The organism is Kitasatospora sp. NPDC058218 (genome assembly GCF_042882445.1).
Classification (GTDB): domain Bacteria; phylum Actinomycetota; class Actinomycetes; order Streptomycetales; family Streptomycetaceae; genus Kitasatospora.
Map to the genome: position 1 here is coordinate 1 of NZ_JBHVWC010000012.1, position 17696 is coordinate 17696.

The following is a 17696-nucleotide window of genomic DNA, read 5'->3' on the forward strand; positions in this document are numbered from 1 at the left end:
GGCCAACCCCCGGCGCCCCCGGCCCCGGCCCCGGGGGGCGTTGGTGGCCGGCTTTTCCCCGCCGGGTGCGGGGGGGGGGGGGGGGGGGGGGCCCCCCCCCCCCCCCCCCGACCCGTGTCCGGAGCGTGGTGGTGACGCTCAGGATGATGACGACTTGAAGAATTCTTCATCTGCCAGGATGATGCTTCCCGGTCCCGGCGGCCGGCGGGACCACCCGCCCGGCGCCGGGCGAGTACGGCCGCGAGGGGCGGCACCACCGAGCACCAGGGAGCGAGCGGACGATGGCGGTCCCGCTGTACCAGGCCAAGGCCGAGTTCTTCCGCACCCTCGGGCACCCCGTCCGGATCCGGGTGCTGGAACTGCTCCAGGACGGGCCGCGACCGGTGCGCGAGCTGCTGGCCGAGATCGATATCGAGCCGTCCAACCTCTCCCAGCAGCTCGCGGTGCTGCGTCGCACCCGGCTGGTCGCGGCCACCCGCGAGGGCAACACCGTCGTGTACGCGCTGAGCACGCCGGACGTCGCCGAACTGCTGCGCGCCGCCCGGCGCATCCTCACCGACCTGATCACCGACCAGGGCGCGCTGCTCACGGAGCTGCGGGGGCCGGGCGCCCCCGGCGGCCCCGGCGGCCCCGGCCCCCGCGCCGAGCGGGTGACGAGCGGATGAGCGCCGGGCGGCCCGGCGCCGCCGGCCGGCAGTTCGATCACCCACCCGCCCCCCGACCGAAGGAGCACCCCGCCATGGCCAGCGGCACCAGCGACGAGAAGAGCAGGCGCAAGGCGATGCTGATCCGTGCGGGCATCTACATCTTCGCCACGCACCTGTTCGCGGGGTTCGTGCTCCTGCTGTTCACCCTCGGCGACCGTCACTGAGGTAGCGGTGGCTGGTGCTGGTCCAGGCGTGGACGCCGTCGACCAGCTCCCGGGTGCCGTCCAGGTACCAGCCGCCGGACGGGTGGCGGCGCAGCAGGCCGCGGCGCAGTGCCGCGCTCTCCTCCCGCAGGCGCGCGACCCGGGCGCGGACCGACAGCACCGCCCGGCGGCGGGTGCAGCCGCGCACGCGCTGGAGGGTCAGCACGGTGTTGAAGGCGGCGGTCGGCTGGCGTTCCTCCCGCTCCAGCGAGTACAGGTCGTTGATCAGCGTCGCGGCGTCGGCCGTGTGCGCGCGCAGGCGGTGCAGTTCGGGCTCGGCGTGCAGCCGGGCGGGCGCGTCGGCGCCGTGGACCCGCTCCAGTATGTTCATGAACGGGTAGAGGCAACTGGCATGGCGGCGTAGCCGCATCGTCGCCGGGAGGCCCGGGGAGGTGCCCCGGGAGCGGTGCGCCGACTCGGCGAGGAAGGTGTCCAGGCAGGCCCGCCACTCGGCGGCGCTCCGGGCGCGCCAGGCGGGCGACATGCCGTCCTGCTGGCGCAGCCACAGCTCCCGCCAGGCGTGCAGGAGTCGGTCGTCGCCGGGGGCGGATGTGGGGGCGGCTGTGAGGTCGGCTGCGGGGTCGGCGTCGGCGAGGACGGCGAGCAGCGGGTCGACGAGGGCGCGGGCCCGGTCCGGGTGGCGGCCGGGCGGACCGTCGAAGCGGTCGTCGAGGATGGTGAACCAGCCCAGGACGTCGACGAGCAGATCGAGTTCGGCGCCGCGGGCCCGGGGGTAGGCGTGGCCGATCAGCTCGGGGAGCGCGTAGGCCTGGTAGCGCGGCAGGTCGGACGGGGTGAGCAGGCCGTGGCCGACCACCCAGTCGGCGTGCCGGGCGGTGGACGCGCGGAGTTCGCCCGGCCGGCGCAGCCCGGTGGTGGGGGCGGGCGGCCGGGTGGCCGGGTGGGTCGGAGGCGCCGGCCGGGGGAGCTCCGCGGTCCGGACGCCCGGGAGCCGGGTGGTGGCACTGTCGGACCTCGCCGCGGCCCCGCGCTGTTCCGGCCGCTCGGACCGGTGCTGGCGGTCAGGGTGGCCGTGGTGGTCCTGGCGGTCAGGGTGGCGCGGTGGGCCGTCGTCGCGTGGGGCGAGGTGGACGTGCAGGTCCTGGGCCTGGACGGTGGTCCAGACCACCTCGCGGGCCCGGGCTCCCGCCACCGCCGTCGGCCGCCAGCGGCGCAGGATCGCGGCGGCGGCCACGGTCAGCTCCGCCCAGGCGAACGCCTCGCCGATGCACTTGTGCTTGCCCGCGCCGAACGGCAGGAACGCCTGCCGCCCGGCGGTCGCCGCCGCGCCGCCCTCGCGCCAGCGGCCGGGGTGGAAGCGCAGCGGCTCCGGGTGGAGCAGCGGGTCGCGGTGCAGGGCGGTGAGGCTGTACAGCAGCTCGGTGCCGGCCGGGACGCGGTACCGGCCGAGTTCGACCGGTACGCGCGCCGTCCGCATCAGGAAGGCGTTCGGCGCGTGCAGCCGGACCACCTCCTGGGTGACGCTGCGGGTGTAGGTGAGCCGGGCGAGCGCCTCGGGGGTGGGGACGGTGCCCGCCGGGAGGTGCTCGTCCAGTTCCGCCAGGACGCGGGCCTCCACCCGGGGGTGGCGCAGCAGCTCGTCGATCAGCCAGGTGAGCGTGGTGGAGACGGTCTCGGTGCCCGCGCCGAACATGGTGATCGCCTCGGAGCGCACGTCCGCCTCGGTGAGGGGCCGGCCGGTGGCGGGGTCGACGGCGGCGCGCAGCAGCGCGGGCAGGGTGCGGTCCGGGGCGCCGGGGGGCCGGCCGCCGCCCGCGGAACCGCCGAACGGACAGCCGCCCTCGGACGAACCGCCGGACCGGGCACCGCCGTTGACGGCCTGGTCGACGACCTGGTTCAGTACCCGGACGGCGGCGTCGAAGCGCCGGTTGACCGGCAGCGGAAGCCGGGCGAGCGCCGGGTGCGGGTACAGCGACTGGACGATCTGGCCCTTCACCATGTCGGGCAGCGCCCGGTGGAAGGCGAGCGTGGCGTCCTCGCTCAGCCGGGCGTCGAACAGCGTGCGGGTGACGATCTCCAGCGCGAGGTGGTTCATCTCCTTGGCGACGTCGAGGACTTGGCCCGCCCGCCAGCTGCCGGCCCGCTCCTCGGCGACCTGGTGCATCACCGCGAGGTACTCGCCCGTCCGCTCCGGGCCGAAGGCGGGCTGGATGGTCCGGCGGCGGTCGCGGTGCGCCTGGCCCTCGGACATCAGCAGACCGTCGCCGAAGGCCGTCTTGAGGGTGTCCTGGACGGCGCCGCGCGGGCAGTCGTGGGCCAGCGCGACCAGCAGCGTGTGCACCAGGCCGGCGTCGGTGACGACGCAGACGGTGCGCGGACCGAGCCGGATCCGCACCACGCCGCCGTGCCGGGAGAGCGAGCCGAGGAAGCCGAGCGGGTCCCGTAGCAGCGCGGGGGCGTGGCCGACGCCGGGCAGGGCGCCCGGCGCGAGCGGGGGAGGGGCCGAGGGGGTTCTCCGTGGGGTGCTTCTGGAGGGAACGGTCGTTCTACGCGTCTCGGTCGTCAGGACCATGACATCACCTCTCACCAGATGGACCGGCGCGGCGGCACCGCCGGAGTCGTCGCCGCGACCGGGGGGAACCGAGGGCTCCGCCGGCGCGGACCCCGCGCGCACCACTGTCAGAGGGCGCACGCCATGGGAAACGCGCCGGTCCGGCGGGGCGTTGCGCCGTACCCCGGTGGATCACTCCATCGGTGGAGCGCACGGGGTGGGATCCGCGTGCGGCGTTCGCGGGTGCGGGGGCCGCGGCGCGGGCCCGGCGGCCGGGCCGCGGGGCGTGCGGGCACCGGGGCGTGCGGACCGCGGAACCGGTCCGACCCGGCCGTTCGGACCCGGGCCGGTGGTACCGGGCTTTGCCTCCAGGACAAGGTCTTTCGGCCCTCGGCCGGAGGGGTCCGGCCGGTCCAGCATGGTCCGGAACCGAGGAGGACCCTGATGACCCGTCCGCGCCACCGCCCGGCCCCCGACGTGCGGGTGGAGATACGCGGCGAACTGCCCCGCGCGGATGCCGAGTACGCCCGGGCCCGGGCGCTGGAGCTGAGCGCGGCCCTCGGCCCGGGTGCGTACGCGGCCCGGGTCCGGCTCACCCGCCTGCGCCACCGCTCGCTCACCCGGCCGGTCGTGGCGCAGAGCGTGATCGAGCTGGACGGCGCCGGTCCGGTCCGGGTGCAGCTGGCCGCCGCGACCGGGGTCGAGGCGGTGGACGTCGCGCTCGGCACGCTGGCCGGCCGCGCCGCGCGGCTGCGCGAGCAGGGGGACATCGGACTGGCCGCCGTGTACGAGAGCGCCTACCGGCCGCAGTACGCGCCGCGCCCGCTGGCCGAACGGCAGATCGTCCGGCGGAAATCGGTCACGCCGGACCGCCGCACCCCGGACGAGGCGGCCCGCGTCATGCTGGCCCTGGACCACCGGTTCCACCTCTTCGTCGACGCGCTCACCGGCCAGGACAGCGTCGTCCACCGCAGCGCCGCGAACGGCGGCCTCCGGCTGGTCCGGGCCCACAGCGCCGCGCGCTTCGGCGGCTCCGGGCTCCCGCTGACCGAGAGCACGCACCCCGCGCCCCGGCTGGACCCGGCCGAGGCGGCCCGCCGGCTCTGGCTCACCTGCTGGCCGTTCGTCTTCCACACCGACCCCGGTGACGCGCGCGGCCGGGTCCTCTACCGCCGTTACGACGGTCATTACGGCTTGATCACGCCGGTAGCGGAGGCCCGTTGAGGGGCAGGTATGGATCGGCGCCGGCCCGCACGGCACCGCCCCGCCCCGGAACAGCACCGCACCGCACGAGTGACGAGCAGACGAGCAGACGAGCACCCGACCGGCACACCCCCCTAGCGCAAGACGGGAACTGGGACCATGGACTGCGAAGAAGTCATGCTGACCGTCCGGATCTCCGCAGCCGAGCGGGCCCTGCTGCGCGAACTGGCGCGCGGCCACGGCAGTGACGTCTCGGAGGTCGCGGTGGACGGCCTGCTGGACGTCATCCCCGCCCTGCACGGCGACGCGGGCGTGCTGGGCCTGCTCCGCGTCCTCGCCCGGCCCGCGCCCTGCGCCGTCACCCTCTGGCTGCCGGTGCCGGTCGCGGACCTCCTCCCGCTGCTCGGCGAGCGGGTCACCCGTGCCGCCGGGCTGCGGGTCGCCCCCGCCAGCACCGCGCTCGCCGCCGGGCTGCGCCTCTGGCTGGCGGGCGACCCGGACCGCTTGGCGGCCTCCCTCGCCACCATGCACGCGCAGGGCGCCCAGCGCCTCGGCGCCGGGAGCCTGGGCGTCGCGGCCTGAGCCGCGCGGGGCGGAAACGGCCCGGTGCTGCCCCGGTGCGGCCCGGCCCCGGTGTTGTCGTACCCCTCTGGTACCCATGACGGCATGACGGACCACGCCTCGCCCGAGGAGCTTGCCCTGCTACGCGCCGCCTTCGCGGCCCGCCCGGCCGCCGATCCCGCCGGTGACCGGGCCGGGCCCGCTCTGCGGACACCGCCGCTCGGCTGGGGCGCGGTGCGGGCCTTCGAGGCGGCGCACGGCATCGTGCTGCCCGAGCCGTACCGCACGGTCGTGGCCGAGATCTGTGACGGCTGTTCGGACGGCCCGCCGCACTACGGGCTGATACCGGCCGCCGCGCTGCCGGCCGACTGGGGCGCCGACCGTCCGCCGCAGGCCCTGGCGGAGCCGTTCCCGCTGACCGCCGCCTGGCACTGGGAGGACGATCCGCGTTCCGACGAGGAGACGGACGCGCTGCTGGAGCGGGTCTTCCACCACGGCTCGATCGTGCTGGGCACGGACGGCTGCGGCATGTACTGGCACCTGGTGGTCTCGGGCCCCGGGCGCGGCGAGGTCTGGCTGATCACCGGGGAGGGCGCCGTCCCCTACGGCACCGCGTACGGCGAGCTGGAGGGCGAGCCGGGCTTCGCGGGGTGGGTGGGACGCTGGGCGGCGGGCCTGCCGTGGTGGTCGGAGTGACGCCGGGCCGGCCGGGTGGCCGCCGCCCCCTGCCGGGGAGCGCGTGCCCCGCGAGCACGCCGCCCGGCGCCGCCGTGCGACCGGGTGCTCGTCCGGCATCCGGCCGGCGCCGGCCGGTGGGCGGGGCGGGCCGTCGGCGGCCCTCGGCCGGTCCTCAGTAAGGGCCGGTCAGTTCGGCCACCTGCGGGAACCGGGCGATCGCCGCGGTGACGGTCGGCGGGGCCGACCGGCGGGGGCGCAGGGTGGCGAGGGCCACGGCGGGAGCGGTCAACCGGGTGGCGGGTGCGGCGAGGGAGAAGACGTCGAAGTAGGCCGCCGAGACGGCGGGGTCGGTGAGGGCCGCGCGCAGCAGGCGTTCGGTGTACCAGCGGGCGACCCGGGTGGCCGGCCGGCGGGCGGGCGGACCGTTCGACCGGACACCCGGGAAGCCGCGGTCCTGGTCCTCCGCCATGCTCCAGGGGGCGTCGACGGCGCGGGCGATCCGCCGCTGGACGGCGGCGCTGACGTGCGGGTGGAGGCCCTCGGCGTCGAGGGTGGTCCGGATGGCGACGGCGCACTGGGCGGCGACCGCCATGCCGTGCCCGTACACCGGGTTGAGGGCGGCCAGCGCGTCGCCGGTGGCGGCGAAGCCCGCCGGGGTTCCGTTCTCGTAGCAGCGGCGGCGGTTCAGGGTGCCGCGGCAGGTCCGGATCGGACCGATGGGGCGGGCGGTGCGGGCGAGGTCGTGGACGATCGGGTGGGCGAGGCCCTTCAGGAAGGTGTGGAACTCGGCCTCGGTGCGGGACGGTTCGCCCGCTCGGGTGCCGGAGAGCGTGATGATCCAGCGGTCGTTCTCGATGGGGACGACGGTGGCGCCCCGCCCGGGCGTGCGTCGGCCCGGGACGGGCACGATGCTGACCACCGGGAAGCCCTGGTTGCCGCACGGCGCGTCGAACAGGCGGGCGGCGTAGGCGAGTCCGGCGTCCACGGTCATCTCGCGCGGACCGGCGGAGCCCAGCGCGCGGAGCCAGCGCGGGGCCTGGGAGCGGCGGCCGGTCGCGTCCACCACCAGATCGGCCGGGAGGCTCTCGCGCGAGCCGTCCGGGTTCTCGACCAGCGCCCCGCGGACCTGGGCCGCGTCGCCGGTCAGGCCGATCACGGAGGTGCCCTCGCGGATCGTGACGGCGGTGCGGTCGCGCAGCCGCTGCCGGACGGTGTGGTCGAGCAGGTGCCGGCTGCAGGCGATCAGGTAGGCGGAGGACTCGAAGGCCTGGAGCCAGCCCGGGCCCAGCCGCATCAGCAGACCGGAGGGGATGGAGCGGCGGTGCGCCCCGGCGGCGAGCAACGCGTCGACGGTGCCCGGGAGGAGGGCTTCCAGGGCGTCGGCGCCGCCGCCGAGCAGGATGTGGCTGAAGTCGCCCTGCGGCAGCCCCCGGCGTGGATGCGGCCCGTCGGGGAGGGTGTCCTGTTCGACGACGGTGACGTGGCGGGCGTGCGGTGCGAGGGCCGCGGCGGCCAGCAGCCCCGCCAGGCCGCCGCCGAGCACGACGGCGGTGCTCACCGCGCCCCGGCGGTGCGGGCGGGGGCGCGGCGGCGGGCCGGCCGCGGCCGCACCGCGCCCGGGGGGACCAGGACGAGGCGGCCGTGGCGGAACAGCGGGTGTGGGGAGGCCAGTGGGTGGCGCAGGAACGGCACCGGGCGCCCCACGAGCGGGAGCGCGCCGGGCGGCCGGGGGATCATCGGGGTGCCTCCGTGCGGTAGCGGGCGGTGGTGACCGTCCGGGGGGCGAGCGCGTGGGTGGAGCGGATCGTCCCGCGCTGGAACGCCGGACCGGGGGGCCGGCCGCCTCCGGGCCGGGCCGCCGGCGCGGTCGCGGGGTGCGGGACGGGGGCGCCCGCGCGGAGGGCCGGAGCACGGGACGGCGGTCCGCCGGCGGGGTCGTGCTTCCGACCGGAGCTCAGCGAACCCGGCTCCATGCTCCACCCTTTCGGCCTTCGCTCGTCGACCACCGGTCTCGGACCCACCGGCGGTCGGTCGCCGGTCTCGGGCCCATCGGCCAACGGTCACCGATCAGTCGACCGGGGTAGCCCATTCTGGCCAGCGGGCGCAACTGTTCAAAGGGCAACCATCGTTCTTTCCCCCGCACGGGTGACCACGGAGCCCCGGGCGAGCACCGGCCGGGGCAGTGGTCGGGCCGCTCGGACCGGCCGGGCCGGGGTCTTTCGTGTACCGGCGACCGTCCGGCCGGGCTGGTCCGACTGCCGCTCCGCGCCGGTGCGTTCGGCACGCCGGGCGGTCGGTTCGACGGCGGCACCGACCCGTTCACCGGTCGTCCGGGGCGGTGTCGCAGACATGCGCGAATTTCGAAAGGAGGTTTCTGTTATCCCGGCCGGCCGGGTCCGCTCTCCCAGGTGTCGGAAGGTTCGGCCGCCGCGTCGTGCGGTGGGCGGGCCGTCGTACCGAGGAGAGGAGACGAACGCGATGGGACACCGGAGCAGCGAGCACCGGAGTACGGACCGCCGGCGGCGGCGCGGCGGGTCGGGGCGCCGGACGGCGCTCCTGGCCGCGGCGGTCGTGGCCGGGCTGGTCGCGGGCGCACTGGGGATCAACACCGCGCTCGAACCGGCCGCGGACCGCACCGCTGCGGCGGCGGTGGACAGTTCGGCCGACCGGGCGGAGGCGGGCACGGCCGGAGTGGTCACCGAGGACGGCGGACCGGGGGAGACCGGCACCGCCGAGGGGGCCACCAGGGCGCCCGCCCCGCAGCAGGAGAAGAAGGCCGCGCCGCTGCGCGAGATACCCAAGGACCAGCCGGAGCGCGGCCTGGTCTACGCCGGTCTGACCCTGCCGGCCGGCGACCGGTGCGCCGGCTCGCTGGAGGTGCCGGGCGGGGAGCTGTGCAGCCACGGCCCGGACGCGCCGCCCAAGGACGTGGACATCCGCAAGGACGTCCCGCCGGTGGCCGCCGCGGCCGCGCAGGCGCCGGTGCTCACCCCGGCTCCGGACGCCCAACCGCCCTCCGCGGCCGATCTGTTGAAGGGTGCGGCGCCGGTCCTGGACGCGGGGCAGAAGGCCCTCCTGGGTGACGTCGGCGCCCCCGCCGGAGCGCCGGCCGCCCAGCCGGCCGCGGCCGCCGGCGGCCCCGCGGTCGTCTGCGAGGGTGACGGCAGCGCCGGAAACCGGGTCCAGGTGGTGTACGTCCACGCGCCCGGCAACGACCGGTTCGCCCAGTACCTGGCCTCGTTCAAGAAGTGGGCCGCGGACGTCGACGTCATCTACAACGCCAGTGCCCAGGAGACCGGCGGCGTGCGGCACGTCCGCTTCGTCACCGAACCCGACTGCACCGCCTCGGTTTTGAACGTGCAGGTCTCGGACTCGGAGATCCAGGACTTCAACGCGAGCAACCGCGCGCTGGCCGCGCAGGGGTTCAACCGCAAGGACCGCAAGTACATGATGTTCACCGATGCCAAGGTCTACTGCGGCATCGGCACCTTCGCGGGCGACGAGCGGCCCGGGCAGGACAACCAGAGCAACTTCGGCCCCTCGTACGGCCGGACCGACTCCGGCTGCTGGGGCGGTCACACCGCGGCGCACGAGCTCGGCCACAACCTGGGCGCGGTGAGCAACAGCGCGCCCAACTCCAGCAAGGGCGGCCACTGCGTCGACGAGTGGGACCTGATGTGCTACTCGGACACCCCGTACTACCCGGCGATGAAGACGGTCTGCCCGGACAACGCCAGTGACGCCCGGCTCGACTGCCACCACGACGACTACTACAACACCGCCCCCACGGCCGGAAGTTACCTGGCCACGCACTGGAACGTCGCCAACAACCGCTTCCTGATCGCGGGTGGCGGCACCGGTCCGAACCCCAACCCGAGCCCCACGGCCACCGCGACGGCCTCGCCGACCCGCACCGCCACGCCGAGCCCGACCGCCACGCCGACCGGGACGCCGACGCCGACCCCGACCGGGAGCCCGACGGCCACCACGACGCCGTCGCCCACCGGCTCGCCGACCCGGACCGCCTCGCCCACGCCGTCCCCGACCGCCTCGCCCACCGCCGGGACCACCGGTCCTGATGTGACGGCCAGTCAGATCACCCAGAATTCGGCCATGTTGAGCTGGCCGGCCGTCCCGTCGGCCGCCGGATACGACGTGCTGCTGAACGGTCAGACCATCGGCACCGTCCGCTCCACCGTCGTCGGCCTCGTCCGGCTGGCGCCCGCCACCTCGTACAGCATCGCCGTCGCCGTCCGGGACGGCGCGGGCGCCGTCTCCAAGCCCGGCCGCGCCGCGACCTTCCGTACCCTCGCCGACGGCGGCCAGCCCCAGCCGGGCGGCCGCTACACGATGGTGAACGGCCTGACCGGCCAGGCCGCCGACCTGTGGGGCAGCTCGCTCAACGACGGCACGGTGGCCATCGCCTACCAGCGCACCGGCTACGCCAACCAGAAGTGGAGCTTCGAGGACGCCGGTTCGGGTGCCGTGCGGATCAAGTCCGCCCGCTCGGACAAGTGCCTCCAGCTCGGCGGTGACCCGGTGGCCGGCCAGTACCTCGCGCAGCAGCCCTGCTCCGGCGCGGCCGCGCAGAAGTGGCGGCTCACCCCGTCGGGCGGCGGGTACACCCTGAGCGCCGATGGCTCGACCCTGGTCCTGGGCGTCAGCAACCGCTGGTACTACGGTGGTTGGCTGCTCGAACTGCAGAAGCCCAACGGCCAGGCCTACCAGTCCTGGACGCTGCAGAAGACCAGCTGACGGCGGGTCGCTCCCGCCGAACCCGTTCGTGCCACCCGTCCGGGTGCGGCCGTCGCGCAGCAGCGGCGGCCGCACCCGGCCACCCCCACGAGGAAGCCCCCACCATGCGCGCCAGACCGTTCGCCGCCGCCCTCGCCATCGCCGGGGCGGTCGTCCTCGTACCCGCCGCGGTGCCCGCCGCCGCCCACGGCGACACCGTCCACCTGGAGGTCACCGGCCAGGACAACGGGCACGTCACCGCCGTCGCCACCTGGGAGAACGACCACGACCCGGTCACCGAGGAGTTCGCCGGGACGCTCGCCGCGACCTCCGCCGACGGCCGCTCGGCCGGCCCCTGGCGCCTGGTCGCCGTCCCCGGCCACCCGGGGTCGTACACCACCCGGGAGATGCTGCCGGCCGGCCACTGGCGGATCGCCGTCGACTGCGCGTTCCCCTCCCTCGGGCACGGCGAGCGCGAACTCGACGTCGAGGCGGCGGTCATCTCCGACCCGACCCTGCCCACGCCCACCGGCGCCCCGACGGCCGGGCCCACCGTGGGGCCCACCGGCACCTCCGCACCCGTACCCGCGCCGCCCGCGCCGACGTCCGCGCGGACGCCCCCGGCCGTGTCCGCCTCCACCGGACCGGCCGTCGGCTCGGCGCGGAGCACCGCCGAGGACACCGGCTCGGCGACCGCCACCTGGGCGGCCGTCGCCACCGCCGTCGCCGCCGTCGTCCTGGTCGCCGTCGGCTTCGGGCTCCGCCGCCGGGCCCGCCGTCGCTGACCCGCCGTCGCCGACCCGCCGGCCGGTGGATCCGCAGTTCGGTGGAACCACCGCCTCCGCATCGCCGTCCCCACTCTCACCGGACGCCACCGAGGCGTGCGACGAGGGAAAGGGAGCGTTCGCGTATGAAGAAGGTCCTGATCACCGGTGGCGCGGGATACATCGGCAGCACCGTTGCCTCCGCGCTGCTCGACCGGGGCATCACGCCCGTCGTCCTGGACGACCTCTCCAAGGGCCGGCCGGAGTTCGTCGAGGGCCGCGTCTTCTACCAGGGGGACATCGCCGACGCCGCGCTGCTGGACCGCATCTTCGCCGAGCACCCCGACATCGACGCCACCCTGCACTGCGCGGCGCGGATCGTCGTGCCCGAGTCGGTCGCCAGGCCGCTGTTCTACTACCGGGAGAACGTCGCCAAGACCGTCGAGCTGCTGGAGGGCCTCCAGCGCAACGGCTGCACCCGGGTCGTCTTCAGCAGCTCCGGCTCCATCTACGCGCCCACCCCGGACGCCCGGGTCGACGAGAGCTGCCCGGTCGCCGCCAACAGCCCCTACGCGCGGACCAAGCAGCTGATGGAACAGGTCCTGCAGGACTGGACCCGGGGCGACGGCGCCGAGGCCGTCCGCGTCATCGCGCTGCGTTACTTCAACCCGGTCGGCGCCGACCCCGAGCTGCGCACCGGGCTGCAGGACCTCAACCCGAGCCACGCCCTCGGCAAGCTGATCGAGGCCCATGCCGACGGTGTGCCGTTCACCGTCACCGGTGTGGACTGGGCGACCCGGGACGGCTCCGGCATCCGGGACTACATCCACGTGCAGGACGTCGCCGAGGCCCATGTCGCAGCGCTCACCCGGTTCGACGAGGTCGTCGAGCCCGCGGCCGACGACCGCTACCGGGTGATCAACATCGGCACCGGCGAGGGCACCACCGTCCGCGAGCTGATCGCGGCCTTCGAAGCGGCCGTCGGTGCCGAACTCGACGTCCGGGAGGCGGACCCCCGCCCCGGCGACGTGATCGGCTGCTACGCCGCCGTCGACACCGCCCGCGAGCTGCTCGGCTGGACGGCGCGGCGCACGATCGAGGAAGCCGTCGCCGACGCCCTCGCCTGGCGCGCCAAGTGGACGGCCCACCTCGCCGCCGCCTGATCCCGCTCCGAGGACCCCGCCGACCGGACCCGCGCGTCTCCCCCGCGCGGGTCCGGTCGCGCGGGCCGGGAGTCACCCTCCGGCGCGGGTCATGCGCACGTTGGGCAGCCGGCCCCGCCAGAGCTCACGTTCACCGGTGGCCCTGAACCCGTACCGCTCGTAGAAGCGGATCGCCCGCTCGTTGTACTCGGTCACCCAGAGGCGCAGGGGGGCGTCCTGCGCCCAGCTCAGGAAGTCGTCCATCAGCCGGCCGCCGACGCCCTGCCCCTGGGCTTCCGCCAGCAGGTACATCGGCCCGAGGGTGACCACCTCGTCCCGTCGCCCGCAGAGGACTCCGACGACCTCCGCCCCGGAGCGGACGACACGGCAGAACAGCAGATCCGGTTGCCGCGCGGCGTCCTCGACGAACTCCCGCCACCGGGCGACACCCTCCGCGGTCACCGTGGACGCGCGGTGCTCACGGATCCATTCCTCGTCGATCCCCGCGGCCTCGTCGGGGTAGGTCTGGAGCCAGGCCCTCAACTGCATCCGGGCCACGGGCGCGGCGTCGTCGGGGCGGGGTACGTCGATCCGGAGGGTCATCGGGCCATTCTTCGCCCCCGGCCGGCGCGGTGTCGCACGGTTTCGCTCCGGCGCCGGCCGTCCGGGTCCGTCAGGACCGGGGCGGGAGCCCCGGCCGCCCGGTGGCGTCGTGCATCGCGGGGCCCCGCGCGCCCGGCGGCCGTCCCGGCCGGAACCGGAGCGCGGCCCGGGGCGTCTTCCGGCGGAGCCGACGGGCGGTCACGCACGTGGTCGACCGGTCCGGTCGGGCGGTCGAGGGGGACGGAGGAGCGCGTGGGGGAGCGGGTGGCCGGGCGGACCTGGTGGCGGTGGACGCGGAGGGCGTTGATCGGGCTCTGCGGGGCGGGCCTGGTGCTGCCGGCGGTGCTGGTCGCGACCCGGCTGGGCGGGTGGGACGACGGGACGGCGCTGGCGCTGCCGGTGGTGCTGCTGCCCTACGCGGCGGTGGGCACCCTGGTGGTGCTGGGCGTGCTGCTCGCCCTGCGCTCGTGGTGGGCGGCGGGTCTGGCCGGGCTGCTGGCGGTGGTCCAGCTCTGCTGGCTGGTGCCGAGGTTCGTGCCGGAGGGCGGCACGGTCGCCGCCGACGCGCCGCGTCTGCGGGTGGCCACCAGCAATGCCTACCTGGGGCAGGTCGACGCCGAGGCGTTGGTCCGGCTGGTGCGCGAGCAGCGGGTGGACGTGCTCGCGGTGGAGGAGTTGCGCGGGTCCGCGGCCGCCGCGCTGGAGCGGGCGGGCATCGCGGAGCTGCTGCCCCACCGGCAACTGCCGCCGGGCCACGACACCGCGCTGTACTCCCGGTTGCCGCTGGCGCCGCTCGGCGACTCGGCCCCGGCGGCGGCCCGGGCGCAGGTCGCGGCCGAGGTGTCGGTCGGCGGCCGGACCGTTCGGCTGACGGCCGTGCACACCTACTACCCGCTGGGCGACGCCGGGCGCTGGTCCGCGGACTTCGAGGATCTGCGGGCGGCGGCCGAGGGGAGCACCCGCAATGCCGTCCTCCTGGGCGACTTCAACGCGACCCTCGATCACGCGCCGATGCGCGACCTGCTCGCGACCGGTCTGACGGACACGCACGCGGAGCTGGGCCGGGGTGGTTCGCCCACCTGGCCGGAGGACAACGCGGACTTCCCCCACCTGCCGCCGATGATCCAGATCGACCACGTTCTCCATGGGGAAGCCTTGACTGCGGTGGCGGTGTCCGAGCACCGTGTTCCGGGTACGGATCACCGTGCGGTGGTGGCCGAACTCGCCGTGACGGGCTGAGCCGTTCGGCCGCTGCGGGCTGCCCCGCGCCGGCCGTCGACCCGGCTCCGACCGGCCGGCCGCCCGTCGCGTACCTCGGGGAACGCGGTGTCACGGTGGTCACTTCCATCACGGAAATGATCACGATCATCACTCGATCGTGTTCGGCATGACGTAGAGTCTGATTCGGCATGGACAGGCCAGGAGAGGGTGCGTCCGAGCGCGTCCCACCGGCGGGGGCCGGGGGGCGAGGGGCCCGCACGGTGGGCACGGTCGCGCCCCGGCCTGGTGTGTCGCACAGCGGGTGAGGCTGCGGGCCGAGGGGGGTGAGATGCGTCGTGCGGGTCGAGTCACGCGTCGTGGTGGGTCGCGACATGTCTGAACAGGTTCGGCGGCGAGACGGACTGTTCCACGATGTGGCCAGACCTTTCCAACGCCTCGGTGTTCTGGGCATGCTCGTGGGAGGCCGCCGGCGAGGTGTCGTCCTCGCCTGTCACGGTGGTCGGGGTCGCCATGGCGGCCCCGGTCGCCCGACGGCGTTCCAGGATGCTCACGGGGAAAGCCTCTTACGGATCGGATGGTGCTCGCTGCCCGACTTCTCGCGGGTGACCGGCGACGGCTCGGTCGTCGTGTCCTCGTTCCTCCGTCTCCCCCCGCGGACCTCGTCCGACGGTCGGGCGGCTGTTCGGAGCCCTGTCGACGTCGTGGTCGCACCCGTCGCCGCGTGACCGGCCCGGGCTCTTCCGGCTCGTCGGCCGTGTGCCGCTGCCCACTCGGCGGCCGGCGCTCCGTCTCGCAGTGGTCAATCTCGCGTCAGCGCCCCAGGTGGCACCGGCAGGTCCTCCTGGAGCCGAACGCCGGCTCCGTGGAGGGGGGTTGCTGACCGATGTCCCGATCTGTCGGTTTTCCGGAACCGGTTCGTCCGTCCTTCGGGCGGCGCGCCGGTCATCGGCTGCCGGAGCCGAAAGGCGGTGGACCCCACGATCCGCCGCCGAACGCCAGACCGCCGCCTGTCCGTGACCGACCAGGCACAACCGGCACGATCGTGTTGCAGGCCCCCACATTCCCATGTCGAATCGAGTGGCACCCGACGATGCCCGTCGAGCAGCCGGGCAGTTCAGGGCGTCACCGATTCCGAGTCGGAGGATACAGTGTCAATTCGGACTTCCACGACGCCCGGTCCTTCCCTGCAGTTATCCGATGAAGTCGTCCAGTTGGCGGCGCGTTCCGCACAGTCGTGGCTCGACGGCCAGCTCGGTAGGAGCATGGATCTGGCTGCCGCCGCCACGAGTCGGGCGCGGGCCGGAGCGCCGGGCGCATGCACACTGAAGGTGAGAATCTGGCACGCGACGCTGCTGACCCGCGTCCGCGGTCTGGGGGCGGCCACCAACATGCTCGCCGACGACACGTCACCTGTCCACGGTTCGAACCAAGTTGAGAAGCGCGCTGCACTTTTGCTGTGCGAGGCGGAGCTCGACCTGGCGAAGGGGGACCTCGACGGGGCGGTCGCGTCGGCGGAGGCCGGTCTCCGACTGGCCCAGCAGGCCGGCAACCGGGCGCTGACCCCGAGCGGCTTCCTCGTGATGGCCGTCAGCACGACCAGGCGCCTGGACCTCACCACGGCCCTCCAGTACGCGAACCGGCTGCGGGACCACGCGCTGCTCGGGCACGCGAATCTGATGGCCGGGCAGTGCGCCTGGGCCGTCGCGCAGGTGCTGGAGGCCCGGGACGGGACGGAGAGCATCGCCCACCTCCTGAAGGGCCTGGTGCACGACGGTGCGCTGGCGCGGGAGTTGCTGGTGTCGCAGCCGGCGGCCGCCGCCTGGCTGGTCCGGGCCGCCCAGCGGCTGGGGGACGACGAGATCGCCGTCCGGACGGTCACCCAGGTCAATGAGCTCGCGGCGCGCAACCCCAGTTTCCGCAGCGTCCAGGCGGCCTCCGCGCACGCCATCGGCCTGTTCGAGCGGAACGCGTCGGCCCTGGAGCGGGCGTCCGGCCTGCACCTGGACCGGTGGGCGCAGGCCTCCGCGCTGGAGGACGCGAGCGCGGTGCGGTTCGCCCGCCGCTCGGAGCAGGACCAGGCCGTCGAGCTGCTGAAGCGGGCGGCGGACGACTACCTCGCCGTCGGTGCCTCCCGGGACGTGCTGCGGGTGCGCAGCAAGCTGAGGGAACTCGAAGGCAACAGCGGCCAGTTCTCGCGGCGCCCGAGCCGGACCAGGATGAAGGTCAGTCAGTTGACCGACACCGAGTACGCGGTGGCCGAGCTGGTGAGTCAGGGCCTCACCAACGGTCGGGTGGGCCGGCAGCTCTTCATGTCGCCGCACACCGTTGCGTTCCATCTCAAGAAGATCTTCCGCAAGCTCGACGTCGCCTCCCGGGTCGAGCTGGCCGGCACCTGGAACCGGCTCGTGGAGGAGCGGACGACCGAATTGGGCGCCGAGTCCGCATTCGTGACCGAGACTCCGGCCGGGCGGCTGGCCGTGTGAGGCCCGCGCGCCGGTGCCGACGGTTCGCGGACGTTCGTGGAACCCGTGCGTCCGGTAGGACTTCCGCGATGCGTCGTCCGGACCGTCGGCACCGGCGCGCGGGCCCGCCCTGCGGTTCCCCGCGGGGCCGGTGGCCACCCGCGCTACCAGACTGAGGGATGCCCGTCCGGGGCGCTTCTCCTTAGACTCGAAGAGAGTTGGAAAAGCAGTTCTCGGTGAATCGCTCAGGACAATCCAGGGGCCTTTTGTGTCTTCTCTTCTCCACATTGATTCGAGCATCCGCGCAACCGGCTCCACGACGAGGCAGTTGTCGTCGTATTTCGCCACCCAGTGGCGCCAGAACCACCCCGGCGACGGTTACACCTACCGGGACCTCGCCGCCCAGCCGGTCCCGCACATCACCCACGCGGTGCGCGAATCCCTCCTGGACCCCAGCCGTGACCACGGGCTGGCGCCGGAGGAGAAGGCACTCACCGAGGCGGTGGTGGCCGAGGTCCGCGAGGCGAGCACCATCGTGCTCGGCGTGCCGATGTACAACTACGCCATCCCGTCGACGATCAAGTCGTGGATCGACCTCCTGGTCAGCCCGGCCCACATGGTGCCCCCGGGCGCCGAGTCGGGCCCGCTGAGCGGCAAGACGGTCATCGTGGTCACCGCCCGCGGCGGCTCGTACGCGCCGGGGACCCCGCGGGAGGGCTGGGACCACCAGGAGCCGTACCTGCGCGCCGTGCTGAGCTCGATCGGCCTCGCGGACAACCTGAAGTTCGTGCACGCCGAGCTGACCCTCGCGGCGATCGTGCCGGCCATGGCGGCGCTCAAGCCGCTGGGCGAGCAGTCCCTGGCGAACGCCAACGAGACGCTCAAGAAGCTGGCTCTCTGATTTCA

At 74.9% G+C, this 17696-nt stretch carries 15 protein-coding genes; 11 read left to right on the plus strand and 4 right to left on the minus strand.

Features of this window, described 5'->3' with window-relative positions; genetic code table 11:
- The first annotated feature begins 281 nt into the window (after positions 1 to 281).
- Both ACFVYI_RS09690 and ACFVYI_RS09695 read left to right on the plus strand, forming a co-directional pair.
- Positions 282 to 665 carry an ArsR/SmtB family transcription factor gene (locus ACFVYI_RS09690; protein ID WP_387882781.1) on the plus strand — a complete coding sequence of 128 codons (384 nt, stop codon included), beginning with the start codon at positions 282 to 284 and terminating at the stop codon, positions 663 to 665.
- A gap of 74 nt (positions 666 to 739) precedes the next feature.
- Entirely contained in the window at positions 740 to 871 is a 132-nt protein-coding gene (locus ACFVYI_RS09695; protein WP_360628552.1) for a DUF6126 family protein, read from the plus strand.
- Here ACFVYI_RS09695 and ACFVYI_RS09700 read toward each other — a convergent pair.
- Positions 849 to 3443, minus strand: a complete 2595-nt coding sequence (locus ACFVYI_RS09700) for a cytochrome P450 (RefSeq protein ID WP_387882783.1) — start codon at positions 3441 to 3443, stop codon at positions 849 to 851. The genes ACFVYI_RS09695 and ACFVYI_RS09700 overlap by 23 nt on opposite strands.
- Positions 3444 to 3866: 423 nt before the next feature.
- On the opposite strand from ACFVYI_RS09700, the gene ACFVYI_RS09705 reads away from it, so the two are divergent.
- The 3 genes from ACFVYI_RS09705 (at position 3867) to ACFVYI_RS09715 (ending at position 5882) form a co-directional block, all read left to right on the plus strand.
- On the plus strand, positions 3867 to 4646 hold the full coding sequence (locus ACFVYI_RS09705) for a sigma 54 modulation/S30EA ribosomal C-terminal domain-containing protein (protein ID WP_387882785.1): 780 nt from the start codon (positions 3867 to 3869) through the stop codon (positions 4644 to 4646).
- A 138-nt stretch (positions 4647 to 4784) separates the two neighbouring features.
- Positions 4785 to 5207 (plus strand): hypothetical protein, encoded by a 423-nt coding sequence (locus ACFVYI_RS09710; RefSeq protein WP_387882787.1) that lies wholly within the window; start codon positions 4785 to 4787, stop codon positions 5205 to 5207.
- An 84-nt stretch (positions 5208 to 5291) separates the two neighbouring features.
- Positions 5292 to 5882: an SMI1/KNR4 family protein gene (locus tag ACFVYI_RS09715; protein ID WP_387882790.1), complete on the plus strand. Its 591-nt coding sequence runs from the start codon at positions 5292 to 5294 to the stop codon at positions 5880 to 5882.
- A gap of 154 nt (positions 5883 to 6036) precedes the next feature.
- Here ACFVYI_RS09715 and ACFVYI_RS09720 read toward each other — a convergent pair whose 3' ends face one another.
- A complete protein-coding gene (locus ACFVYI_RS09720; RefSeq protein WP_387882791.1) occupies positions 6037 to 7422 on the minus strand; it encodes an NAD(P)/FAD-dependent oxidoreductase in 1386 nt (461 codons plus the stop codon).
- A 920-nt stretch (positions 7423 to 8342) separates the two neighbouring features.
- Here ACFVYI_RS09720 and ACFVYI_RS09725 point away from each other — a divergent pair.
- From ACFVYI_RS09725 to galE, 3 genes are all read left to right on the plus strand, one after another.
- Positions 8343 to 10619, plus strand: coding sequence for an RICIN domain-containing protein (locus ACFVYI_RS09725; RefSeq protein WP_387882793.1), 2277 nt, complete (start codon positions 8343 to 8345; stop codon positions 10617 to 10619).
- A 104-nt stretch (positions 10620 to 10723) separates the two neighbouring features.
- The gene (locus tag ACFVYI_RS09730; protein ID WP_387882795.1) at positions 10724 to 11383 is read left to right on the plus strand and encodes a hypothetical protein; all 660 of its coding nucleotides are present in this window, start codon (positions 10724 to 10726) and stop codon (positions 11381 to 11383) included.
- Positions 11384 to 11508: 125 nt separating this feature from the next.
- Positions 11509 to 12525 (plus strand): UDP-glucose 4-epimerase GalE, encoded by a 1017-nt coding sequence (gene galE / locus ACFVYI_RS09735; RefSeq protein ID WP_387882798.1) that lies wholly within the window; start codon positions 11509 to 11511, stop codon positions 12523 to 12525.
- Between the two features lie 72 nt (positions 12526 to 12597).
- Here galE and ACFVYI_RS09740 read toward each other — a convergent pair whose 3' ends face one another.
- Positions 12598 to 13107, minus strand: coding sequence for a GNAT family N-acetyltransferase (locus ACFVYI_RS09740; RefSeq protein WP_387882801.1), 510 nt, complete (start codon positions 13105 to 13107; stop codon positions 12598 to 12600).
- A gap of 252 nt (positions 13108 to 13359) precedes the next feature.
- On the opposite strand from ACFVYI_RS09740, the gene ACFVYI_RS09745 reads away from it, so the two are divergent.
- A complete protein-coding gene (locus ACFVYI_RS09745; protein WP_387882804.1) occupies positions 13360 to 14346 on the plus strand; it encodes an endonuclease/exonuclease/phosphatase family protein in 987 nt (328 codons plus the stop codon).
- 329 nt (positions 14347 to 14675) lie between these two features.
- Here ACFVYI_RS09745 and ACFVYI_RS09750 read toward each other — a convergent pair whose 3' ends face one another.
- A complete protein-coding gene (locus ACFVYI_RS09750; RefSeq protein WP_387882807.1) occupies positions 14676 to 14879 on the minus strand; it encodes a hypothetical protein in 204 nt (67 codons plus the stop codon).
- 777 nt (positions 14880 to 15656) lie between these two features.
- On the opposite strand from ACFVYI_RS09750, the gene ACFVYI_RS09755 reads away from it, so the two are divergent.
- Both ACFVYI_RS09755 and ACFVYI_RS09760 read left to right on the plus strand, forming a co-directional pair.
- On the plus strand, positions 15657 to 16811 hold the full coding sequence (locus ACFVYI_RS09755) for a response regulator transcription factor (RefSeq protein ID WP_387882809.1): 1155 nt from the start codon (positions 15657 to 15659) through the stop codon (positions 16809 to 16811).
- Positions 16812 to 17058: 247 nt separating this feature from the next.
- Positions 17059 to 17691: an FMN-dependent NADH-azoreductase gene (locus tag ACFVYI_RS09760; protein WP_387882812.1), complete on the plus strand. Its 633-nt coding sequence runs from the start codon at positions 17059 to 17061 to the stop codon at positions 17689 to 17691.
- Positions 17692 to 17696: the final 5 nt, after the last annotated feature.